Annotated in this window: 32 protein-coding genes; 22 read left to right on the forward strand and 10 right to left on the reverse strand. The window is 38.7% G+C overall.

The window, feature by feature from the left end:
• Window positions 1-22 precede the first annotated feature (22 nt).
• Window positions 23-181 carry a hypothetical protein gene (locus T491_RS17850; protein WP_197018790.1) on the reverse strand — a complete coding sequence of 53 codons (159 nt, stop codon included), beginning with the start codon at window positions 179-181 and terminating at the stop codon, window positions 23-25.
• Here T491_RS17850 and T491_RS17605 point away from each other — a divergent pair, their 5' ends adjacent.
• The 3 genes from T491_RS17605 to T491_RS0104010 all read left to right on the forward strand — a co-directional run bounded on the left by T491_RS17605 (window position 182) and on the right by T491_RS0104010 (window position 1,802).
• Window positions 182-379: a hypothetical protein gene (locus tag T491_RS17605; protein WP_155950018.1), complete on the forward strand. Its 198-nt coding sequence runs from the start codon at window positions 182-184 to the stop codon at window positions 377-379.
• 1 nt (window position 380) lies between these two features.
• Window positions 381-1,214, forward strand: a complete 834-nt coding sequence (locus tag T491_RS0104005; RefSeq protein WP_028902741.1) for a hypothetical protein — start codon at window positions 381-383, stop codon at window positions 1,212-1,214.
• 351 nt (window positions 1,215-1,565) lie between these two features.
• On the forward strand, window positions 1,566-1,802 hold the full coding sequence (locus T491_RS0104010; protein WP_028902742.1) for a hypothetical protein: 237 nt from the start codon (window positions 1,566-1,568) through the stop codon (window positions 1,800-1,802).
• 82 nt (window positions 1,803-1,884) lie between these two features.
• Here the strand turns inward: T491_RS0104010 and T491_RS0104015 are convergent, their stop codons facing one another.
• On the reverse strand, window positions 1,885-2,253 hold the full coding sequence (locus T491_RS0104015; RefSeq protein WP_028902743.1) for a hypothetical protein: 369 nt from the start codon (window positions 2,251-2,253) through the stop codon (window positions 1,885-1,887).
• Between the two features lie 269 nt (window positions 2,254-2,522).
• Here T491_RS0104015 and T491_RS0104025 point away from each other — a divergent pair, with 269 nt between their 5' ends.
• From T491_RS0104025 to T491_RS0104055, 7 genes are all read left to right on the forward strand, one after another.
• Window positions 2,523-2,885: an SH3 beta-barrel fold-containing protein gene (locus T491_RS0104025; RefSeq protein WP_155950019.1), complete on the forward strand. Its 363-nt coding sequence runs from the start codon at window positions 2,523-2,525 to the stop codon at window positions 2,883-2,885.
• 24 nt (window positions 2,886-2,909) lie between these two features.
• Complete coding sequence (locus T491_RS0104030; RefSeq protein ID WP_155950020.1) at window positions 2,910-3,227, forward strand: hypothetical protein; 318 nt, start codon at window positions 2,910-2,912, stop codon at window positions 3,225-3,227.
• Between the two features lie 62 nt (window positions 3,228-3,289).
• Window positions 3,290-3,553: a hypothetical protein gene (locus tag T491_RS0104035; protein ID WP_155950021.1), complete on the forward strand. Its 264-nt coding sequence runs from the start codon at window positions 3,290-3,292 to the stop codon at window positions 3,551-3,553.
• Between the two features lie 182 nt (window positions 3,554-3,735).
• Complete coding sequence (locus T491_RS0104040; RefSeq protein WP_028902747.1) at window positions 3,736-4,407, forward strand: recombinase family protein; 672 nt, start codon at window positions 3,736-3,738, stop codon at window positions 4,405-4,407.
• A 41-nt stretch (window positions 4,408-4,448) separates the two neighbouring features.
• The gene (locus tag T491_RS0104045; protein ID WP_028902748.1) at window positions 4,449-4,742 is read left to right on the forward strand and encodes a hypothetical protein; all 294 of its coding nucleotides are present in this window, start codon (window positions 4,449-4,451) and stop codon (window positions 4,740-4,742) included.
• A gap of 11 nt (window positions 4,743-4,753) precedes the next feature.
• Entirely contained in the window at window positions 4,754-5,107 is a 354-nt protein-coding gene (locus tag T491_RS0104050; RefSeq protein ID WP_028902749.1) for a hypothetical protein, read from the forward strand.
• Between the two features lie 40 nt (window positions 5,108-5,147).
• Window positions 5,148-5,423 (forward strand): hypothetical protein, encoded by a 276-nt coding sequence (locus T491_RS0104055; RefSeq protein ID WP_028902750.1) that lies wholly within the window; start codon window positions 5,148-5,150, stop codon window positions 5,421-5,423.
• Window positions 5,424-5,454: 31 nt separating this feature from the next.
• Here T491_RS0104055 and T491_RS0104060 read toward each other — a convergent pair whose 3' ends face one another.
• The 6 genes from T491_RS0104060 to T491_RS0104085 all read right to left on the reverse strand — a co-directional run bounded on the left by T491_RS0104060 (window position 5,455) and on the right by T491_RS0104085 (window position 10,372).
• Window positions 5,455-5,676: a hypothetical protein gene (locus tag T491_RS0104060; RefSeq protein WP_155950022.1), complete on the reverse strand. Its 222-nt coding sequence runs from the start codon at window positions 5,674-5,676 to the stop codon at window positions 5,455-5,457.
• A gap of 31 nt (window positions 5,677-5,707) precedes the next feature.
• On the reverse strand, window positions 5,708-5,899 hold the full coding sequence (locus tag T491_RS0104065) for a helix-turn-helix transcriptional regulator (protein WP_028902752.1): 192 nt from the start codon (window positions 5,897-5,899) through the stop codon (window positions 5,708-5,710).
• 319 nt (window positions 5,900-6,218) lie between these two features.
• A complete protein-coding gene (locus T491_RS16930; protein ID WP_051522954.1) occupies window positions 6,219-7,016 on the reverse strand; it encodes a GIY-YIG nuclease family protein in 798 nt (265 codons plus the stop codon).
• 2 nt (window positions 7,017-7,018) lie between these two features.
• Complete coding sequence (locus tag T491_RS15630; protein WP_197018791.1) at window positions 7,019-7,924, reverse strand: HNH endonuclease; 906 nt, start codon at window positions 7,922-7,924, stop codon at window positions 7,019-7,021.
• Window positions 7,925-8,066: 142 nt separating this feature from the next.
• On the reverse strand, window positions 8,067-9,299 hold the full coding sequence (locus T491_RS0104080; RefSeq protein WP_028902753.1) for a DNA cytosine methyltransferase: 1,233 nt from the start codon (window positions 9,297-9,299) through the stop codon (window positions 8,067-8,069).
• 2 nt (window positions 9,300-9,301) lie between these two features.
• On the reverse strand, window positions 9,302-10,372 hold the full coding sequence (locus T491_RS0104085) for a DNA cytosine methyltransferase (RefSeq protein WP_028902754.1): 1,071 nt from the start codon (window positions 10,370-10,372) through the stop codon (window positions 9,302-9,304).
• A 139-nt stretch (window positions 10,373-10,511) separates the two neighbouring features.
• Here T491_RS0104085 and T491_RS15635 point away from each other — a divergent pair, with 139 nt between their 5' ends.
• Entirely contained in the window at window positions 10,512-10,955 is a 444-nt protein-coding gene (locus tag T491_RS15635) for a very short patch repair endonuclease (RefSeq protein WP_051522956.1), read from the forward strand.
• A 240-nt stretch (window positions 10,956-11,195) separates the two neighbouring features.
• A complete protein-coding gene (locus tag T491_RS17610) occupies window positions 11,196-11,465 on the forward strand; it encodes a hypothetical protein (protein WP_155950023.1) in 270 nt (89 codons plus the stop codon).
• Window positions 11,466-11,539: 74 nt separating this feature from the next.
• Here the strand turns inward: T491_RS17610 and T491_RS0104100 are convergent, their stop codons facing one another.
• Window positions 11,540-11,830, reverse strand: a complete 291-nt coding sequence (locus T491_RS0104100; protein ID WP_028902756.1) for a hypothetical protein — start codon at window positions 11,828-11,830, stop codon at window positions 11,540-11,542.
• A gap of 178 nt (window positions 11,831-12,008) precedes the next feature.
• On the opposite strand from T491_RS0104100, the gene T491_RS0104105 reads away from it, so the two are divergent.
• The 10 genes from T491_RS0104105 (at window position 12,009) to T491_RS0104150 (ending at window position 22,087) form a co-directional block, all read left to right on the forward strand.
• On the forward strand, window positions 12,009-12,899 hold the full coding sequence (locus T491_RS0104105; RefSeq protein ID WP_028902757.1) for a hypothetical protein: 891 nt from the start codon (window positions 12,009-12,011) through the stop codon (window positions 12,897-12,899).
• 36 nt (window positions 12,900-12,935) lie between these two features.
• Window positions 12,936-14,765, forward strand: coding sequence for a hypothetical protein (locus tag T491_RS0104110; protein WP_028902758.1), 1,830 nt, complete (start codon window positions 12,936-12,938; stop codon window positions 14,763-14,765).
• 53 nt (window positions 14,766-14,818) lie between these two features.
• Window positions 14,819-15,772, forward strand: coding sequence for a hypothetical protein (locus T491_RS0104115; RefSeq protein WP_028902759.1), 954 nt, complete (start codon window positions 14,819-14,821; stop codon window positions 15,770-15,772).
• Window positions 15,773-15,958: 186 nt separating this feature from the next.
• Window positions 15,959-17,161, forward strand: a complete 1,203-nt coding sequence (locus T491_RS15640; protein ID WP_197018792.1) for an exodeoxyribonuclease VII large subunit — start codon at window positions 15,959-15,961, stop codon at window positions 17,159-17,161.
• A gap of 21 nt (window positions 17,162-17,182) precedes the next feature.
• The gene (locus T491_RS0104125) at window positions 17,183-18,532 is read left to right on the forward strand and encodes an ADP-ribosylglycohydrolase family protein (protein WP_231480175.1); all 1,350 of its coding nucleotides are present in this window, start codon (window positions 17,183-17,185) and stop codon (window positions 18,530-18,532) included.
• Window positions 18,533-18,555: 23 nt separating this feature from the next.
• A complete protein-coding gene (locus T491_RS0104130; RefSeq protein ID WP_028902761.1) occupies window positions 18,556-19,338 on the forward strand; it encodes a WYL domain-containing protein in 783 nt (260 codons plus the stop codon).
• 133 nt (window positions 19,339-19,471) lie between these two features.
• Window positions 19,472-19,852 carry a hypothetical protein gene (locus T491_RS0104135; protein WP_155950024.1) on the forward strand — a complete coding sequence of 127 codons (381 nt, stop codon included), beginning with the start codon at window positions 19,472-19,474 and terminating at the stop codon, window positions 19,850-19,852.
• 22 nt (window positions 19,853-19,874) lie between these two features.
• Window positions 19,875-20,471, forward strand: a complete 597-nt coding sequence (locus T491_RS0104140; protein WP_028902763.1) for a hypothetical protein — start codon at window positions 19,875-19,877, stop codon at window positions 20,469-20,471.
• 49 nt (window positions 20,472-20,520) lie between these two features.
• On the forward strand, window positions 20,521-21,633 hold the full coding sequence (locus tag T491_RS0104145; RefSeq protein WP_028902764.1) for a phospholipase D-like domain-containing protein: 1,113 nt from the start codon (window positions 20,521-20,523) through the stop codon (window positions 21,631-21,633).
• Window positions 21,634-21,757: 124 nt separating this feature from the next.
• The gene (locus tag T491_RS0104150; RefSeq protein ID WP_028902765.1) at window positions 21,758-22,087 is read left to right on the forward strand and encodes a hypothetical protein; all 330 of its coding nucleotides are present in this window, start codon (window positions 21,758-21,760) and stop codon (window positions 22,085-22,087) included.
• Between the two features lie 371 nt (window positions 22,088-22,458).
• Here T491_RS0104150 and T491_RS0104155 read toward each other — a convergent pair whose 3' ends face one another.
• Entirely contained in the window at window positions 22,459-22,782 is a 324-nt protein-coding gene (locus T491_RS0104155; protein ID WP_028902766.1) for a hypothetical protein, read from the reverse strand.
• Between the last annotated feature and the right edge of the window lie 447 nt (window positions 22,783-23,229).

Below are 23,229 nucleotides of genomic sequence, written 5' to 3' on the forward strand. Positions count from 1 at the left end.
TAATACGTAGTACCTATCCCTCTCAACTACGCTCTGGAGCTATCGGCAGCACCTCTCTGCACCATAGCAGAATAGGTGTAAACCCCTCTAAATCAGCCTTATGGCACATAGGGAGTGGCAGCGGATAAACACCGCTGTAGGGGAATCGTGTGCCTAGTATATAACAACAAAGTAGATACATATGGCGACTTCAAATATATCATCTGTTCTAGTATCAAAAATCACCTCCCAACTACGTAGGGGTGAACTGAATCCCCATCGGATAAGCGAGTATGAGAAGAAGATTGGTTTCTCGCTGAATCTGAGTGAAGAGGATATTGCCATTGCCGTTGCTGTATGGGTGAATCGTCAGATGTGTCGTAATAGAGAAGGGAAGTAATATGGTCAGAACAGCCTTATATAAGAAGGTGTCCCACGAGGACATCTTGACCTTAAAGCAGTTCGTGAAGGTGACTGTAGGCAATAAGCATATGCCCTTATATGTGCAGAGGGTTGAGCAGAGTGTGTACGAGAAGCTTGGTCTGAATAAGCTTCACTATATGAAAGAGCCGATGAATAGTGGTGCAAAGTGCTTGCTCTTCACAGATAAGAAGGGACGTAACGTTGCTTTCGTTGGACTGTTGAACAATCCCTCAAGGTCATATCCGAACGCCGTGATTGTCAGCCGTATCGTGGTTTTACCTCAGTTCCAACACAGAGGGTTGGCAGTACCAATCCTAGATGCCGTGGGAGCAATGTTGGCATCCGTTGGTCAGATACTCTTCATCAATACAGCAGACAAGAAGTTTGGGCTTAGGCTTAACTCTAGTCAGTGTTGGATAGGCACTACCTTCGACCAAAAGGAGCGCAAGTACTATGGCGATGATGCCACTCATCGCAATCGAAAGGGAGGCTTTATGTGGCGCAAACGCTTTGAAGGAAAGGCTTTACACGGATATTCGGAGCTGTTTGAGAAGGTTGCTGTTCTGAGGGATAGAAGGGCAAGCATTGTTATCATAGATGATAATGTTCGCGGTGCAAGGCGATGTACCAAATCTGGGGCCAAACTCATCTCAATGCGGCATTCCGAAGCCTCTGCAAGCTGTTCTGATGCAGTGTGTAGCTCTGGAGTCATAGCACGGACAGCCTCCTATAGTCTTCACATGGGCTTTACGGATGTTTCATTAGGGCATATTGTAGGTATAGTGAGCCGTGAATATCGAGATACCTCTTAATCAAGATATGATATGTGTAATCCATTCGTATGTATTAATGGTATAGTCATTTCTCTAGGCTGTCATGAGAAAAGGCTACGGTTGAAGATGACGACTATGCCCCAATTTTATGCCCTTTTTGAGATTATTTTTAAAAAAGTTGGTCTGGAATTTGGAGTTGTAAAATAAAAACTATATCTTTGCTTTGTGAGGTTTGAAATTCTCCTAAGCGCAAATAGAGAATTCTCAAGGATTTCGAATCTTTAGAATCAGGAAAATACTGTAAAGTATATTTTGCATCCCTCCTAACTAGGGGTGTTTGGTATTAACGTGGCTGAGAGTTAGGGTACAAGCCATTAATAAATTAATAAAATGAATGCAGAATTTTGGTATCAATCAGCAGAAATAGCACAGTTAAATGATGGAGTCCTCTATTTTGAGGTTACTAATGAACAGAAAGAATATATGGAAGCCCACATAGACGAGGTCGATGAGATTCTTGGTAGAAAGTTTGGTGGCGAAGATGAAATAGTTCCGCATACAATCAGATTTGAAAAATATTGGAATGGCATTGAAGAATGCTATACATGCGAGGCTTATTGGAATTAACAACTTTCCTTATTATTTATAGGTATCATTCTTTATATTACTTCCATCAATGGGGTTGGATTGTCACTGATGCAGTCCAACCTCATTTTTTCTTCTTGTAGAAGCCACCGTAACAAGGTGTACCATAGTGCCATAAGTCCCAACACTCAGAACCCAAGTCGCATTGGGCACATGAAGAACGGTTATTTCGCTCATTCCTTACGTACTCAACACCTTTGACAACTACTGTTTCAAGCATCTTTACCTCTTTAATATAACCGTCAGAAAGCATCTTTGCCCTAACTGCATCATTGATATATCTACCTCTGTTCCCTTCAAAATTCGGAGAATTGAACACCTCATTTAAGTCACCATCTAGCTTCAATGCTATCTGAGACTTGCTTCGTGGACTAGGTTTTCGCCCAGAGTTGGGACGTAAGCCACCTCTCTTTGATTTAGTTTCTTCTGCCATAACAACTTAATTTTCGGCAAAGGTATGAAATGTTTTTTGATTTTGGTATAACTTCAACGAAACGTTAACATGTTTTAGTATAACCATAATCAAACAAGGTCTGGATGTTAACTAAGCCTGTCAGGACTTACTCCTGGTATAAACCCAGTTAAAAGATTGATTAAAGTTATACTGGATTCAATTTCTTTTTGTACCTTTGCATCAAAGTTAAGAACCTAACAATCAGGAACTTACATAGATTAGTATTAATAATAAAAAAGGTGTAGATTATGGCACAAGTAGTTTCAACAGTTGCATTAGCAAACATGACAGTGGCATTAAGTGATAAGACCATCACTAGAGCAAACGTAATAGCCGAGCGTACTGGTTCTATTGAGGTAGGTCTCGCAAAAGCATTGCTTATCGAGCAGTTGGAAGCAAAGCTCGCTTCAAATCAGTGCTGCCACATTCTCTTTGTAAAACGTGATGGGTCTTTGAGAGAAATGTTCTGCGTTTCAAATCCAAGTCTAAATAGCAAGCTCGTTAAAGGCTTGAGACGTGAACATTTTGGAACCAAGGTCGTGTTTGACGTAGAAAAAGGTGAGTACCGTTCCTTCCGTTGGGAGTCACTTATTAAGGTATTTGAAGTGTAGGAGGTTAAGAGCATGACAATAGATGTGAAGATATACTTGCTACTCAAGTCCAAGGTGCTGTTGGCTTACGAATGGGGCTTTTATGCTCCATTCAAGAAGCCAGATGGATTTGGATTCAAGGTGCGAGGCGTTGCTTTCAGAGGCATCGTAACGATTAGACAGCATGGAACCAACGACTACTTCACGGTGTACTTCCATAATTTCCATTGTGAACAAGTGAAGATGGTTGACCATGTAAGTGAAGAAGAACTGCTTACAGTACTGAATGCTAACATTGATGGCAGTGACTCTTGGAACAAGATACGTAGGATATACGGTAATCAGAAACATGTACTTAAATGAGTATGGATAGGGCAAAGCAAATAATCAAGTTGTTTGAAAAGGGCAGCATAACAGTTACAGCTATGGGTATAACAAACATTAGACCACTTCCCAAGAACCAAGGCATCATGTTCAATGTGATAGGAAATAGATTCAAGGGCTTGGTAAAGGTAAGATATGACAACCTTGAGGACAAGTACAACATCCGTTACATTCCTAGCTGTGGTGGGGATATCAAGGAGCAGATTGGTATTAACGAGTATGATTTAGTAGAGACATTAAGCGACAATGTGGGTCAGTCACCTTTGGTACTGGATTTCCTCATAGATATGTACTTATGTACTTAATTAAGTAAAACTCTTAAAATGACGTTTTGGAGCAGTTGATAGACAAAACCGAGTAGGCTGTTATAAAAAAATGACGATAAATCTCAGTGTTATAAAGAAATGACGAAAAGTCTATATTAGGCAGATTCGAGGAATTTTCAAACCAAGTTAATAGGCAATAGAATATATCAAAGATTAATAATATGACAAAGGTAAACAAATGCAAACAGACTGCAATCATCTTCGTTAGATGTTCATCAAGCGGTTACTTAATTGGCAGACAGGACACCTCTAGACAAGTTTCTGACTTGGAAGCATACGCATCTTATTCCAACCTAGAAGTGGTCAGAATCTTTGAGGAACATATCAGTGGTGGAAAGAAGAATAATGAGAGACCAATCTTGCAAGAGGCGATTGAGTTCTGCAAGCAGGAGAAGATAGCCTTCTGTCTTGTAAATTCTCTCGATAGAATTGGTAGAAATGCCTTTGAGGTTCTAGAGACTGTAAAAGATTTGATTGACAATGGCATCAACCTATACATGCAAAAGGAGCAGTTTACTTTGCTTGGTGATGATGGTAAGCCAACGATGTTTGCGCCTATAATGATAGCAACACTGTCCACATGTGCCCAATTAGAGAGGGATAGTATTTCGTTTAGACTAAACTCAGGAAGAGCGCAATACGTTAGGAATGGTGGAAAACTAGGTAGGAAGAAAGGTTCTGTCAAGACTAAAGAACAAAAGGAGAAAGAGTATCATGAGGTTTTAGTGTACCTCCATCGAGGCTACAGCATCCGTGCTACAGCAAAGCTCACCAATATTAGTCAAGCGACAGTTCAGAAATTAAAGAATGAATTCATAAGGGATGCTATATAACTCATTATATAATAGGTACGTGTACATTATTGGACCAAGTTATGAAAACAAAGATAAACTACAAGGGCGAGTCGTATGAGGTTACTTTCGACAAGCCCTTCACCATCGAGAGTGAGTACGTCTATGAGTTCATCTTGAAGCGTGAAGAGGACATTGATGAAGAGACAATGAAGCTGTTCGGTACTGACATCCGCATTCAGATTGCGACAATCGGCTGTGTGGTGTTCTTCACCAATCTACCAAGGGCAGAAAAACTCTCATGGATTCCCTACAATAGCAATGCGCCTTTACTTGAAGGGATTTATGCGATGATTGAAAACGGAGACTGCATCTAATCATATATGATATGGATTACTTCATCATTCAAGATATATACCACAAACGCATGAAAGAGGACTATGAGAGAGGTCTTATAATAACCAATCCTATCTACAAGCCCTTTTTTGAATGGAAGTTCTATGGTGCATCGGTTGACTCTCTGACCAAGCAGATGTGCTACAAAATCATGGATGAAGCCCAGAGAGAGTTGGAAAAGCTAGACCTCAAGCATCCCAATGGCATCAAGCATCTGTTGGAAGAATCCACTGTAGATGACGTATGGAGACCATATAAAGGCTATGGTGATGATTGTTACCTCTACTCCTATCTGACTGGCATAGAGAACGAAATAACCACTATTTTATTGATAAAACACGGATAATTCAATTTTATATATTAACTTTGCAAACAAATTAAGGATTATGGAAGAAAGAGTAAAGAGACATGCAGCATTGTACTTGCTGATTGAGTTGGTAGACGCTAACAATGGCAGTATCGACATCAACACCGACAAGGTGAAGAAGGTGTTCAACGATGCGGAAGAAACCGTCAGAATCGAGTATTCAAGCGGTGAAGTTGCACTGCTTGCGGATGCTGATTATGAGACAATGAATGATGCCATCCTTAAGTGGAAAGAGGATAATCCTCAGAAGTATGAAGGGATTATGGAAGCTATAAGCCGAAAGGCTAATAAATGATTTGCAATCTAGAGACAGTAAAGCCAATAGTTTAATCGCTATTGGCTTTCTTTATTACTTCAAACTCACGGAATCCGTGAGCAATCAATGTTTCCCTATCCTCATTGAGCTTTTTGCAAAGCTTGGCCGCTTCATCATCACAGAAATCTTGGGCATCTGCAGGGGCAAATGCAACCACCACATCAAGGGCTTTAGGAATGCTGTTATCACCTTCAAAACCCTTGAAATACAAGCAAACGCTAGGCTTTTCCACAAGCTTTGTTCTTAAGCAGTACCTATCCATATCACTTAAGCCAATCTTGAGGTTTTACATGGAATACACGGCTTATTGCCTCTATGTCATGGTCTGTAGCCATTTCTCTTCCCTCTTCAACAGCTATAAGGTGTCTGAGGTCAATATCTGCTTTCTCTGCAAGGGTTTTCCTAGTGTGGAGTCTGCTTGTACGTAACTTTGTGATTGATGATGCTATATCCATTTTTTAAGGGGTTTAAAACGAAACCATTGACAAGGCTGAGAGAGTGTTCGTACAGGGGCGTTCACCTAAGACCTTGCGGATTTACAGAGGACATTATAGCCAAGAATCGTGCAGCTCGCAGCACTTGTCAATCAAGTAGATGGAGGAATTAGCTATTCGCATAGGACTGCTAGATTGTGCGCACGTTAGCAGACGAATTTCGTGCAGAATCCCTTTGTTCCACCTAAGTTTGGTTTCACGGTGCAAAGTTAGGTATAATCCAGGATTCTCACAACCGTCTAAAGATAGCATTTTTCAAAAACTGATATAACAGAGTGATTTATTTACTATAATCAAATACTTTTTTCACTTTCCCTTCATCATCAAACACCTTAACAATAGCGTCTAGTCCCTCTGCAACGATTTTCATCTGTCCTAGGGCTTCTTCAGGATTAAGCATGAAAAACTCTCTGTCTTTACCAATTCTTGAAGCCTTAAATGCCGAATGCAACATCTTTTCTGCTTGTTTGTATTTCTTGGTTTCAAGAAGAGCATATACGCTAAATGGAAGAGGTACAGAAGTATTATATAACTCTTTCAGTCTATCATCTATATTAGTCGTGTAGCCTATTTTAATGTAGAATGTCTTGAACGCAGGATTTGTAAGAATGTAAACAACTCCATCTTCTATGAATGTTTGCTCCTTAGTTGGTCCCTTGCTTGTTTCGTTAATAATGGATGTGGTTACTTCTTTTGTGGTTTTTGATTTCTTTGACCGATTGAACTCACCCATCCTTTTGTATTTGCGGTAAGGCGTGCTCTCTTTCAAATCTCCAGCTTTAAAACCCTTCTTGTGTTTCTTAAGAAAAGCTTTTCCGTCTTCTGTAATAACATAACCATCTCCTTTATGCTCTAAAAAAGCGGCACTTCTTAAATCAGAAATAGCCCTATCAGTCCATATATATAATTTGTTTTTAGGTGTTGATTTCTCACCTCCTTTGGTCATTTCTGATGCTTGCTCGGCAGTAATCGATAATGATTTAATCTCATACTCTCTTATTTCTTTGGAAGTATGGACATTCCCATCTGCTAAAAGCGCAAGAATAGGAAAATGGAATAGTGTAGATGAAGGAAACATAGTTATTTGGGTAATTGTCTTATTTGCTTGAATGTGTTAAATACCTCTCTTCTATGATGTGCTAGATATTCCTTATTGGGTTTAAAGAAATCTTCTTTGGGTACAAATATCTCTTTTCCATTGTACTCTTTATAAAACCAATCATCCTTCAAATTCTCGGAAACCATCACCTTATAATCATCAGTAATGGTGAAGAACCCTTTGTCAAATGCAAAGTGCATATCTCTAGACATTGCAATTCCATTACAAGGAAGATATGTGCCTTGATGCGCTTTTGCTTTTATATGGGCAGTTTCCAAGTTTAACAAATCCTTATATCGGATTGCTTTACCTGTTATAGCACACTTGTACTGATAAGCATTCATAACCAAATCTCGGAAAATAACTGAGTTAAAGAATGAACTACCCATATCATCCTCGAAATCAGATTCTTTTTCTTCTGTTCTTTCTTCTGATTCCTTGTCTAGTACAGATGCCGACTCATTTTTTATAACTTCTTTAGCATCTTTCGTAAATACCACATCCATTATGTTCTCAAAATTTGGCTTCAAAATAAAGTCAAATTCAGTCTCTGCTATTACTGTCGATTTATAATGAGGGTCATTAGCTTCAACTAGTTCTCGAATTTGCTCATATTCTTCGTGAACAGGAGAAATGCGTGTAAGACTGTATATAGTTTCTCCTTTCACCTCAAATTTCTCAAATACTGCAAAATCACCTTCTACAAAGAAATTCCGATTAGGGTCTATATCTTCATTCATATAGATACGATATTCGTTTCTTGGATGTTTCCCTGAGTAATTGAATACTGCAAATTTCTGATTGTGGTAATCCATTGTACAATACACTTTCCGCTCATTCTCACCTTCTCTCATAGGAATAATCGGAAGAATAATCTTATCATTCATCACTACCGAAGAAATGTGCGGAAAGTAATCTAAACACTTCTTTGAGATATAGATATACCTTCCCCTACTTGATTTGTCGTCTAATTTTTTTTTAGACCCCATCTCTTGATGTTGTAGCTTGTGAATAAAATACAATGACATACTAACAGTATTTCTTAATTAATGAATGTAATGAAGCAGCTATAATTTTAGCAAATTGAGAGGGAACGGCATTGCCAATCATTTTGTATTGTGCCATTTGTGGCCCAAGGAACTCAAAATCATCTGCGAAAGTCTGCAATCTAGCAGCCTCTCTGACGGTGATAGACCTTGCTTGTTTTGAATCTGGATGTATATGTCTTAATCCGTCTTTATACAAGTGAGCAGGAATCGTATTGCTTGGTTCATCCCATCTAAGTACATAGAACTTATGGATATTGCTTACTTTTCCTGTTACTTTAGTGTATAATGCTTTAAGTGTTTCAATGCTTGTGTATCTATTGGCTCCAGACTCAATATCTTCCGCCAACATTGCAAATACTTGTTGGTCTCTCTCACTGTGGAATCTAGGAGAGTGATTGAGTACACTGTCATTTGAAATGGGGGTGTGAGAATACTTACGTCCTCCACTCCTTATTATGTCTTTGCTAGGAAATATTGGGGGTAAATCTGAAATAGCATCCCTAACAGTTCTGGTCTTTCCCATATACTTTGGCATAAACACATTGTAGAAATCACTCAGAATACTGTTGATAACCTCGGTTGTTTGAAAGGCATCTTTCCTTACTCCCAATATAATGACCCTGTTTCGGTGTTGCGGTATTCCGAAATCGGCAACATCAAAGAGAGCATTTTTGAAATCATCAGTAACTATATATCCTGCCTCATTAAATGCCTTTCTAATCTTGTCAACAATCGGAGTACCGTCAGGAGCGGCACTCAACATACCAATAACATTCTCAAATACAAAAAACTTAGGTTTAAAGTGAGAAACAACTTTTAGATAACTTTCAAACAGATAGTTTCTGTAGTCATCACGCATTCCATTTGCATCCCTAATTCTACCTGCAAGAGAGTATGCTTGACAAGGAGGGCCACCAATTATAACATCAACCCTTTTCTTTCCAACCACCGAATCAAGCCCCTTATGCTTACCGTATTCTTCATCATCGAAGCCATTGAACAACTCTTCTGTACGTTGAATATCAAATCGGATAACTTCATTGGCTGCATTTATATGTCCCCATTTATTTTTCAAGCGGTTGGCTAACGTTTGGCAAGGATATAGTTCCCACTCTACGCAAGCCAATGAATTGTAACTTCCTTCTTGAAGGAATCCATCCAACAAGCCTCCGCAGCCAGCGAACAAATCTATTGTATTGATTTTCCCTTTCATGCTTATTCTTCTTTCAAATAGTTCTCTAGCTGTAAACCAATTGCTTTTGCCAAAAGGCACGGCACTGCATTACCTACTTGTCTATCTTGCTGAGTTTTTGTACCTAGGAAAACAAAATCATCAGGGAATGACTGTAATCTTGCACTCTCTCTTACTGTAGGGCATCTATTCCACTTGTAGTGGAAATTGTTGCGATGTCCTGTGTCTATAGTTCTTGAGGGCTTGTCGCTTCTATATCTTGTCCAAGCCATGTGGAAGGTACGGCTTTCGCCAACCCCTTTAGGCAAGTCTTTATAATTTCCTCCATCAGGAACAAGTGCTATCGTGTCTTTAACAAATTGCTTGTGGTCAATCGCTTTATGATTATAAAGAACATTACAATCTCCACGCATAAGCTTCTGATACTCAGTGGTTGGCTCATTCTCATACTCAGACACGTCAGCCCCCAACACACTCTCTAGACTTGGTAAATCGCTAATTGCTTGTTCGCAAGTGATGTATGTTTCAGGAGTATGAGTAGGTTCAGGGAATTGGAACATGTCTTTCCCATCTCTTAATCCTACAAATACAAGCCTTTTGCGTATTTGAGGTACACCATAGTCAGCAGCACAAAGTATTTTACATGTAACTTTATATCCCATTTTTTTGAAGCGTTTTAGAACCTCGTTCTTTACCTCGCCATTATATAGGGTAGCCATACCTGGCACATTTTCTATCATAAAGGCTCTTGGAGAGTATCTTTTGACAGTTTCAATCATTGCTAGGTATAACTTATTTCTTTCATCATCAAAATTACGTGGTCCTGTCAAACTAAATCCTTGACAAGGAGGGCCACCAATTATAACATCAATAGTATGCTTACCTAATAATTCGTCTATTTTGTCAAATGTTTCAGGAGCAGACAAATCACCACATAGTGTTTTGCTGCCTTTATGGTTTCTTGCATAGGTCTTTAAAGCAGGCTCATTAAAATCAACACCAAGAACGATATTATAGCCTGCCATCTCAAAGCCTTTTGACAGTCCACCACATCCACAGAATAAATCTAATACGTTATATTGCTTTTTGTCCATTGCTATTTTTAAATTTGGGGCAAAGGTAACGAAAAAAATCCAGAAAAGGCCATCGAAAAGGTTTTTTTATATTAAAAGTGAAATTAATAATGCTATATTATTTTTAATTGCTATCTTTGCCACACATAAAGAAATACAAATGGATAAACTTACCCCAGAGCAACGACATAAGAATATGGCAGCAATCCGAGCAAAGGACACGAAGCCAGAGCTAATTGTGCGGAAAGGACTGTGGAAGCGTGGATTCAGATATAGGCTAAATCATAAGCGATTGCCAGGTCGACCAGACATTGTTCTGAGGAAATATAGGACATGCATCTTTGTGAACGGATGCTTTTGGCATGGGCATGAATGCAGCAAGCTTCCAAGCACCAACCGAGAGTTTTGGGAGGCTAAGATTAGAAGGAACAAAGAGCGAGACATCGAAAATCAGAAGGAACTAGCAAATATGGGGTGGCATACCATCGTCATTTGGGAGTGTGAACTTAAGCCATCTGCTAGAGAGAAAACACTGGAATCACTTGCTTTTACGCTTAACAGAATCTATCTGCAAGACCATACCATACCATACGAAAATGAATAAAAAGTTTGGATGTTCCAATTATAATTCCTACCTTTGTCACGGAATAATAACTAAAAATACTGTAATTTGGTTATGTTGGCTTGTATCTGTTGGCTCATATTATTGGTTTTCATTATAGTCATCATGTGTAGCATTGCTCCATGGTGGATAGTACTTTTGCTAATTGGCAGTATTTTCTTTTATAACTTCTTTTTGGGAGAGAATGCTCTTTTTAGAATACGAAGAGAATCACCAAGACCCATGAAGAACTTGGAGAGAGTAAAGAGGGAGATTGAAGAAAAGAAGAAAGCTGAAGCTGAAGCAGAACAAAACAAGCAGTCCAAGACTGACACAAAGCCCCAAAACAACAAAACTAAAACCAATATGACTTCAACAAAACCTATGGGTGGTTATGCTTCATCATACCACCATGACGATGATGATTCTGACTATGAGAGATATAGGGCTTACAAAGAAGAGCAAGCCGCTTATGATGACTTTATTGCATCAATGGATATGGATAATGACTAAACAAGAGGAATGAATAAGAAGCGTTGAAGCGAAGGAGACGAAAGGTATATGAAACGCTCTTTGATATGTATTTATCAATCTTCAAATTCAGCATCAACGTCATCAAACTCAACATTGAAACATAGACACCAATTGTCATCAGTCCCAATTGTTTTAAATGTCACGCTACATCCATTGAGATACTTATTAATGCCTTTTATGTAAGATTTGGCTCCAACTTTGTTGAAATCATCAATCAAACTGCTTGATACATCAACGCTAGTAGTACCAAAAAACATAGCATCACTTGTAGGGTCTTGGCAATCCTTCATTATTTGTTTAGCAATCCTCTTGCAATTACTCTCAAAGTCCTTATGTGCAACCATAATCGAATTTCTTTTGCAGATTTGAGGGCAAATATAACGAAAAATACTCAGATAATTGATAGAAACAGCGAATTTTTGATAAAAAGTGCTATTTGACTAGTTACATCTGGTTTAAAATTGCTATCTTTGCCATCAAAATCCAATATATTGCCTTTGAACAGATTTATCACATAATTGAATGACCTATAACGAGCTATTGAATCAGAAGGAATGGTGGAGCAAGTGCAATGAGATTCTGCAAAGAGACCATTACACTTGTAAGGATTGTGGGAGCGTTGGTTTTCATAATGGAGGTAGCTTTATTAAGCTTAACCGCATTGAGGAAATGGACGTCATTCTAAAAGGTTGGCTTTTCAACGGAACCATATTTTCAAAGTTTTGGGTAGACATCCCTTATAATGAACCTTATCCTACAGCCAATATCCTTTTTAAGGAGGATTGTAGTGAAGGTCCCTTGACAGTATATCATTTAAGCGAACTCTTTAGAAAAAACACTCTTTTTAAAAACATATTATCAGTTCCAGACAAAGTCATGGTTGTCTCGGAAAAGAAGATAGACTGTTTGGACGCAACAACCTACTATTTTAAAGACTTATCAAGGCACACGGATTCTTTGGATGCCGCTGGTTGGGGATATCTATTTGAGTTTCCATGCGCTATCTCAAAAGACATTTATGTGAACATTGAGTATTCGATACCTTTTATCATTGATTCCAAATGCTATGATAGGATAACTATCAACGTTACATCTGGCACAAGGGTACTTGTGATACGTTATAATCCGTGGTCTTTCCCCATGAAGGGGTTAAACATCCATCATACTTACTATATCAAAGGATATAAGCCTTGGGAGTATAAGGATGATGCACTTGTAACACTTTGTAAGGAATGCCATAAGAAGAGGCATGAGACATCACAAGTTCCATACTATGACCACGAGAATCGTCTTATAGGACATTTGGTTACTTGTGATAGATGCGGTGGAAGTGGTTATCTGCCTCAATACAGTCACGTTGAACATGGAATCTGCTTCAAATGCGGAGGTGAGGGGGTTATCATAAATGATTGATATGAATATACGGCACTAAAAATAACAGTATTTGACATGGCAAAGAATGTTGGTTATCGTGGGGAGTTCAATGAAAGCCTATTGAGGATTCCTGAAGCTTTAGAATGGGCAGAGAAGCAGAATGTGGTTAGATTAAGGCGGTTCTTTATTGAGAATGCCAATATCCCCTTATACTGTTTTAGCAGTGGTGGAGCATCTAGCGCATTGGAATATGCTTCATTGCTTTATGAGACCAATCAAGGAATGTCCAAAGCTCTTACCCCCCTTATGATGGCTTCAATTTCTGATGAAGCTCTAAAGAGGTCAAAGATTCTCATTGTTACAGGTGATGGTGACGGTTGTGATGAGAAATATACATCGAAAAGGGCTTCATTAGTTAATCCCCAAGGAACATGTGCCATTGTCAGAGATAGCGGTGTGGATAACTTTGTTGTCAAGACCTTAAAGAAGGTTACAAACAATTGGTTTGTTTATAATTGGCTTACACAGAAAGGTTCATTCATTGCAACAGTTGAGACGATGTGCAAGTTCGGACTCTTCTATAAAGCTTTCACCAATGATGGTGATATTCGCAGCAAGCTTGACATCGACCTAACACCAAGCCATTGTTTTACCTACAGCCCTAGGGTTGAAGGGGATATTCCACAATTGCAAGACATCAAGAACTATATAGTGTTGTACAATGGTTGGAGCAAGCCAGTAGCAACGGATTTTGAGTGCAAGATGATTGAAGGTGGCTTTGCTAGCGTTCAGCTCTGTGATTATAGGAATTTTACTCATGGAAGGTTCATATTCATGTCCAAGCACATTGAGGACTCTGCCTTTGTCCTTTTCCTTACACCGAGAGAGCAGCAGTTTGCCAAAGATTTGATTTTAGAGAGTGTTACATGGATAGATAGGGAAGATGTGTTCCCCAAGCACACACCAATCATCAAGATTGAGACGGAGCTAGATTCACCACTTGCATCGATTGACCTTATGATAAAGATGCAAGTATGCTTTAATGAGATTGCAAAGGCATTTAATGATGAACCATGTGACCCTACTAACCCAAGCGTGATTGATAAGAGATTCCCAAGAGAGACAGAGTTCAAGGGACTGTTGAAAATGGGGGCACTTAACAAGGATAATCTACAAGGGACAAAAGGCACAATGGCTGGTGTGGATAGAAGGTGGAATATCTTCTATGACCCAAACAAAACGTTTGAAGAGCTTGTTAAGATTAATAAGAATAGGCTGAAAAAGGATGTGTCTAAGGCTACCATAAGGAAGTATATCAAGGAGCATAATATTGATAGACGTTATGACGAAAGTATGCGCATGTATAATGTGGTATGGAAGCAGTATATCATAGACTCAGAACAATCTATCGCCTCAATTGCTAGGACAGTGAAAATGTCTGAGAACACCGTGAAGCAGTACCTTTCCAAAGAGGCAAAGGACATAAAACCAAAGGAAGGGAAGGCTGTGATGGGCGCAGAGCATCCCACAGTAAAGGTACTGAGGGAGAATATTGCCACCTACAGAAGTCGTTTTGAAAGGTTTAGGAAGATATACGATAACGACCCCACATTGACAGCAGAAGAAATCTTATCTAAGATGAATATTAGCAGTAAGCGAAAGAATCTTGAAATGGCAGTTAGTTTCATACAGATGAAGGAGTTCAAGTATAAGTTCAAGAATGGTGTTATTATATGGATAACTACTGAAAAACCAAGTAAAACGGCAATTATATCGGAGGCGAAGCCCACTGATGCACAAGACAAGCCACAGAACGCAATCCTGGAGTCCCTGAAGCCCAAACTAGCGAAAAACAAGGTAACTGTAGCCAAGGGAACTAAAACCTCTCAGGAGGTCAAGAAATAACTACACAAGTATAGAGATTCAACGTTGTGTTACTAAATAAAGATTGAAAGAATATGAAAGCCGATACGTTATTGAATATTTATCAGTCCTATTCGTTGGCGAAGATAAGTGCTTTGAATAAACAGAATTTGATAGCACTTTACGCACAGAATGAGCAACTGAGCAAGCTTAATAAGGAGTTAGCTAAATCCAATAGTGTTACTCAGCAGATACTAAAGAATCAAATTAAAGAGATAGAGAGGCAAGAGAAGTGCCGTTACTATAAGAATCTTGCTTTCAATCTCTCACATGCTATGGGATTGCTAGAAAATGAGGAAAGTACCAACTTCCGCATTTTTGCTTGCGGTCTATTTCTTCCAATTATTCAAGAAATGGCAAAAGAAGCGACTCAAGGACTTGAAGAAATTGCAGATAAGGAATATGCAAACGACATTGTTCAAAAGTGCATTAGCTTATCCGAGCAAGACAAAGCTCTTCAAGCAGATTATCAGAGTACATCATGGGTACAAATGCTGCCCTTACAAGAGAGAATCAACAACTTGTCAACAGTAGACATACCGAATAAGGAAAAGGAACTTCAATTAGCAATAGAGGAAAAAGATAAGAAGCGCAAAGATGACAAGCTAAATGCCAAGTCATACAAGGGATGCTTCATTACCATGTGCATAGTAACGGTCTTTATACTGTTTATGCTCATAATGACGGTTGTCACAAAGGATTTTGAAGCAACTAAAGGCGGTATTATTGTTTTTGCTATATCGATAGGTTTATTGGTAATGCTGTATCGTGGTAAGAAAAAGAATACTGATGCTCAAGCCCATAATGGTAACGAAGCTCTTCAAGACAAGATAGTCTCATTAGAAAATGAGTTATTAGACCTTAAGAAGGAAGAGTTGGAGATGAATTCTAAATACAACAACATTCTTCAAGAGATAACCCTAGAATATCCCAAATGGGAAAAGAGACTTTCAGAAATAGCTAGTTATTTACCACAAAACAAAAGATAGATGCCTACAGACAATAACAATCAAAGCAGTCTAGCTCCGATTGAGTATTTCAAACCATCGGAGATACTGCGTATATTCAACGATTTCCTTGCAAGAAGCAATGCAAGTGCAAAACTTGTCTACTTAAGGGGTATATATAAGCAAACTCAAAATGCCAAACCCTATGGTGGCTACTTCTTTGATAAATTGAAAGATGAAGGGGATGGTGGTTTTGAGTTAACCATCAAGATTGCATTGAACCAACGCAATGAGCTGACGAATGACAATCTTGTTGATGTAGCTGGAACCATTGAACGTAGTCTAAGCCCTCAAGGTTACATACAGATAACACTTGTAGTAAGCCGTGTAAACATCGTGCAGCATCAAGTGGTTACGGAACTTGAAATGAAGCAAAGTGAGCTTTGGAAGATAAAGAGTCAGAAGTTCAAGAACGTGGATAAGACCATCGAGGATGTGCTTTATAAGAAAGCTAGACCAACCATTGCACTTGTTCTTCCTACTGGTTCTATTGCTCTCTCAGACTTTGATACGGCAAAAAGAGCTGCATCTAGTCACTTTGACTTTAGGGAGTATCGTGTGACATTCAGTAAAGGCATGGAGCTAGCTACAATGTTGAAGCAGATTGATGCAATCAACTTCACAGCGATTGCATTGGTTAGAGGTGGTGGCAGTGGCTTGGAAGCCCTAGATGATTTGAATGTGTTAGAGGCTGTAACCAACCTCAAGACACCGTTTATAAGTGCCATTGGTCATGAGGATGAGAAGATTTTTATCAAACGCATTGCCGATAAGACCGTTATTTCACCAACAGACCTTGGAAACTATTTCAGAGAGGTTATTGAAAGGGTGGATAAGTATCTAAATGATTCGTTGGCTCATGCAAGAGAACAAGTAAGAAAGGAGTTCCAAGCTCAGATTGACAAGCAAACCAAGCAGAACCAAGACTTGAACAAGCAACTAACTGAGCTTAAGAAATCTTATGATGAAGGCCAGAAGATTCATAAGAAGCAGATTGAGGATGCCAACAAGCTGAATACCGAACTACAGAAGAAGGTAGCAGCAATTACAAAGACCTCAGAGGATGGCCAGAAGCTGATGAAGAAACAGTTGAAAGATGCTAATAAACAGAACACTGACCTTCAAAAGAAGCTTGGTGAACAGACCAATAGCATCAATAAGAACAATGCAGCTCTAGCAAAAATGAATGAAACCATTACCAAACTGACAACTGAGAATACCGAGACAAACAAGAAACTTACCAATGCAAATAGTGAGATTTCCGAGTTGAAACGGCAGTTGGCAGAGAGTGGTGGAATCAGCAAAGGCGTGTTCTTTACAGTGTTGCTCATTGCCATTGTGATAATTGTAATACTCTTAGCATCTAGATAGTCAACAATTGATAAATAAACAATGAATACTAGTTATCAAACAATAACGATTACCAAGGATAATTATACTGACTATGATTTACTTGATGTAGTTGCAATATCTATTGCATCAGGTGGTGCAATGGGAGACCCAGGTGCAATTGTGATTATAACATCTAAAGGAAAAGTGTTTTATGCGAATCCATCTTATGATAGCATCTCTATGGAACAATTATTGTCTGTATGTCCTATTCTTCTAGAAATAGAATCTAAATTCTCTGAGCGTATTAAGAATCCTCAAGGATGGGAATACATATATTTGGGATGGGGTAATCATCTTTATATCAAAGAGTCTATTTATGCCCCATTTCAAATTGGCATGAAACAAAAGGAAGAACAAATAAAAGAAAGCCTATTATATAACAATTGGAAAGAAATTGTTTTGGATTGTCTTGATGGAACAATCTATATGAATGAAAGAATTGATAAGCTCAAGGGGGTTATATTTGGGCAAGCTATTGGAGATGCTCTTGGTTTAGGAACGGAGTTCATGGATGATGCAGAAATGGCTCAAAAATGTCCTAATGGAGTAAGTGACTATAGCGACATCTATCAAGATGCTCATAGGAGCAGATGGAAAGTTGGAGAATGGACGGATGACACGGATATGATGCTATGTATCGCCAATGCACTAATAGAGAATAAAGGGGTTGATTTGTCCCATATCGCTAGGAACTTCAAGCAATGGGCAGAGGGCGAACCAATGGGTATCGGACAGCATACCTATAAGGTACTGATGATTGGTGACTACGTGGATAAGCCACAAGAAGTATCGAAGCTTGTCTGGGAAATGAGCAGAGGGAAATCCGCTGCAAATGGTGGTTTGATGCGTACATCCATTGTCGGAACTTTGCCAAATAAAGTGGAAAAGGCAGCAGCCGACATTTGCAGACTGACACATTATGACCCTAGATGTGTTGGTTCATGCGTGATAGTCTCAGAGCTTATACATTCGCTCATATACGACTCACAACCCATTACATATCAGCAGATGATTGAGATTGCGGATAGGTATGATGAACGTATCAAGAGGTACATTTCACTGTCTAGAGAAGCTGATATAAAGGCGTTGGAGCTACAAGACGAGCAATCGATGGGTTATACCCTTAAGACCCTCTCTGTGGCTTTATGGGCTTATTGGAACACATCTTCATTCAAGGAAGGGTTGCTTGCAGTGGTTAATGCTGGCGGTGATGCAGATACCAATGCAGCAGTGGCTTGTGCCATTCTAGGAGCAAAATACGGCTATAGTGCCATCCCTCAAGAGTACATTGATGGCTTGCTTCATAGGGATGTGCTAGACAGAATTGCGGATGGTATCTCGAATTTTTAAGGACTTCAAATAACAGTAGCATTATGATAAGAGAACTTATAGACCAAGCGATTTATTATGATAGAAGTATAACTATTACCTATTCAAAGGATGGAGGGATTCCTAGAGAGTTCCACTTGATTAGACTGTCATACTCTCCGAAATATGGTAATGACTATCTAGTTGGCTATAGCACTGAATATGATTCAGAGCTTACCTTTAAGATTGACAAAATCATAGATGCGGATATAGAATGGCTTGATGTGTTACCTCCAGAGTATATTGTAAAACAAGATGGGGTGTACCTTGTGACTTGTAGAAGTGACAATCACATGGAATATGAACTAAGGAAATACAATAAGGGAGAGGACATGATTGCTTTATATAAAAACGAAGATGGTGTAGAAAGCCCTTATTACGAGTATAATCTGTTGTCTTATCACTATATCCCTTATTATACGGAAGCGGATAATAAGATATGGATTCCTTTTGATAAAGAATATAAGGATGTAAAGAGAGGTTTATATACTTTCGCATACACAATAGAGGGACAAGAGGTAGAAGATGATTGGGATGACTTGGATTGGGAAACTCGGATGAGTACACAATACTTCCCCACGCAATATCTACTGAATAAAACGACAGTAAATGGAATTCATTATGCTATGGATTTTATCCATGTACCATTTGACAAATTTAGAATGGGTGAAAACGTCAATATTCTAGCATACAACTACTGCTCAAAATATACAGAGCTTAACCATGCAAATCATTGGGCTTTGGCTAGAAAGAGGGGATTAATAGAAGAAATATTAGGCGATGAGTGATATACAGTTGTTATATTTTACAGTTCAAGCAATTATGTTGCTTGTTGTGGCAGTTCCAATTCTGTTGCTGATTCTATGGATTGTGAACAAATGGATATTGAAGGGAAAGATAAAGTTGCTGTATAGAATACTTATGTCAATTGGTCTCCCTCTAGCGTTCATCGGCTTTGTCTATGCTGCCATCCACCATGAAACCTACAGCACTTCCAACATGGATAACCGCTTGAAACGTATAGGAGTTGAGATAACGTTACCGTCCTATGAGATAACCGAGTACAAGAATGAGCATGTTATAGCTGATGATTTCAGAGACATCTATCAGATGGTGTTTGAGGATGCTAGCATCAAATCGATGAAAACTACTCTAGACAGCTTATGCAATGCAAGTGACAAGTGGACGAAGAGAAGCGGAGAGTACATATTCAACTCTATCGCCCCTGAGAGCGAGCTGAGTGATTCTCTCATTATCCGTCCTGACAAGGGAACGGCTACTTTTATACGTTATATGTGGTAAGGGACTCAATAAACACAAGGTTATGGAGATTATAATAGTCATTGGATTCATTTTCCTTTTTCTGCTTTATCAGTTGTACAAGGAGCAGCAAGAGAGCAAGGAAAAGGATGAGGAAATGCAGAGGTTAAAGACTTTGCAAGAGGAAAAAGACCAAATTAAAAAGGAGAAGGAAGAAATAAAGGACATCCCCACAAGAACCTTGCTCATAAAAATTCTAGAGGAAATGGATTGTCAGCCTGAAGTAGATGAAGATGATAGGATAAGGTTCCAATATCAAGGGGTTACGTTCTTGGCAGAAGCTACCAATGAAGGTAGATTCGCAAGCATAATCTGGCCTTGGTGTCATCGTGTTTCTTTGCTTGACATTGAAGAGTTTTCGAGAGTGCGCAGAGTGCTTAATGAATTGAATGATTTAAGCGGTTGTGCCCTTTTCTATCAAGAGTATAAAGATGTAGAAGAAAGAGGCATTCATATTAGGAAGCACTTCATATTCACTTCTGATATTCCAAGGATTAACGAATATCTCAGAGCCATGATTGGCATGCTCTTCAGGACTCAGAACGAGTTGGAGATAAGGGTTGAGAAGTTGAGATTGCGAGAAGGGGAAGCTCTTATATAAGTGATACAACTTGATGAATCATGTGTAATAATGAATAAAAGTATTTGTAATGGATATAAGACCGTTTTTTGAGGATATTGAAGAGGTTATCATTAATGACATAAAGGCATCAAAGAAAGAGTTGTTGATAGCAGTGGCTTGGTTTACCAACCACAAAATCTACGATGCAATTATTGACAAATTGAATGAAAATCATGATTATACAGCCAAGCTAATCATCATCAATGATAATATCAACCATCGAATTGGTGGTCTAGACTTTGATAGGTTCGTTTCTGTTGGTGGCGTATTGTATTTCGCAGAAAAGAATATTCCCATGCATAACAAGTACATGGTCGTTGACTCAAGCATAGTGATTACTGGCTCTTATAACTACACATATTATGCCGAAACACTTAATGAAGAGAACATTGTGCGCATCGATGGGAATAGCGACATCGTTGAATCATATACTGACAATTTCAATCTATTGGTAGAGAAGAAACCCCAAGTCACGAATGTAGACGAATACCTAAGTGTATTTCCACCAGCCATTGATATGCTCTCATATAACAATTATGCACTTAAAGACATTTCCATCCAATCCGAACACAATGGTCAATCAAGAATACCTTTTGAGCCATATGAGTTGAAGAAGGGAAGTGAAGTTGTTGCAAACAAAGAGAGAAACGAGTATTTTGTTATCAAGAATGTTATCTATGAGCAATGGAAGGATTACTACTATATAGACAAAATAGAAGTCAGAGGCAATAGAGTCGTAGTTACTTTTAAGACAACAATATCACATGGCAATGAGTTGTGGGCACCAGGTACAGTCAATGCTTGGTTTATACGCTCAACCAAGGATAATAGCGTGTTTTCCGAGTGTTATGCAATTAGGGATGTCTATATTAACAGTGAGATAGCTGTTACTGAAATTCAGAAAGGTACTATCTATATTTTCCGTGAAGAAGGACAGAGGATGGACAAGAATTACCATACATTACCTGTACAATATGTCAATATTCCCAATAACAGTATTCTGACATGTGATGTTTATTTTATCGTGGATAATACAGAACTAATAAACGGAATGATTGACCTCATAGAAGGGAAAAATGGTGAAAAGAAGAAAGACCATTGGAATGCCTTTGGAATACAGATGAATCTTAATAGAGAGTGAATCGTATGAATCCTATTACATAACGAAGTAAATAACAGAAACACTTATAATGTCAATTTTTCCGTTCAACGTTTGGTGTTTTCAGTGGATTCCGTTACCTTTGCACTCCAGAATTAATTAACTTATGAAGAAAGCCGCTATATATCTACTGTTGATGATGGGAATCGGTGTTCTGTTCCCATCTTGTGAGCAAGTCTTGGTTGATGAGTTCCCAATAATGGAGACCTATTATGTGGAGTCCAAGACTCTGCCATCGGTAACTATTGACAGTGTTAAGAACTTCAAAACCAAGTTCGATGGCTTCATTGAAGCAAACCCTAGAGCAAAACAGCATAACAAGTACCAACCCATCGTTGACAATATAAAGGGTGCATCATTGCGTATTGTGATAACAGTTGATACAGCATGGCTTGGTGATACCACCATCTATTTCGCAAGACCTATGTACGAGTAAAAAGATAGTGTTTCGGTTATAGCGTAAAACAGATAACATATCTCTAAAAATCTGTGAATTCAGTTAATTATTTGTAACTCTGCATGCTTTGGATAGGTATGCATAGTATTGGCATTTTTGCTAATTACTTCATTATCAATAGATTAGCCAAAAACACCTTCTAAACTCTGGTAAACCTCAGACGCATTTTTAAGCGATTGTTATGGATAATTCTACATTCATAACAAGAGTGAGGTTCTTCATGGTTGAGAACTATGAGGTACTGTATTGGCTGCTAGAGCATGCTAGCGACATTGTGGATATGATTCAGTGGATTTCTCTTCTGCTGTCTTAGCAAAAAAAGGTGGAGAAACCAATCTCCACCTTCATTTTTACCCAATGGGCACGTTCACCTCTGCCACCTTCTGTCTTTCCTCAAGCTCTCTGTGTTTAGCACTCAATTCCGCAGTAATCCTTGGATAATAGGTTTCGGCATCCTCTAAGCCGACCTCCTTTGCCGTTTCATTAAGCTTACCACTTAGCTCTGCTAGGTATTCGCCCACAGAGTTCTGATAGTCTTTTTTGTGGTCAAAATAACCGTTCTTGAGATAGAAATACTCAAATGAACGGTGCGAATTAATAAAGTTCCTCTTTTCCTCTTCTGAGGCTTGGGCTAGGTAATCAGCCACCATGTCGAAATAAATAAAGTCTACCATATTTGTAATTTGTTTAAAAAGGCAGATAGTTATCAACTATCTTATAATCAATTATTAAAGGTCTAATTGGCGTTTTGTTCTCCAAATTATGCAAGCGTTTAAGCTCGCTATCGTTTAATCGATTTCTAAGGATATTGAGCAACATCCATTCTTGAAATAATTCTTGTGTCATGTCCTATATTCTATCGTTTGGTGCTAATAAAAAGTCTAAGTCAGACATAGGCTTCTTGTGTTCGTTACATAGTCTTGTGGTGAAATCGTCATTGTCACCATAACCAAGTCCTATTGCCGTTTCATTAAGATACACATTGTTGTTATTGAGGAATTTAAGTAGGTTACTAGATTCGTCTTTCTTCTTGAAGAAGTAGTTGCTAACGTAGAATTCTAATAACATTCTGTGCGTCTCTATCAGATTTCGTTTCTGTGTTTCATTTGCTTGATTCTGAA

Origin of the sequence: Prevotella sp. P6B4, assembly GCF_000619985.1 — a bacterium.
Taxonomy (GTDB): domain Bacteria; phylum Bacteroidota; class Bacteroidia; order Bacteroidales; family Bacteroidaceae; genus Prevotella.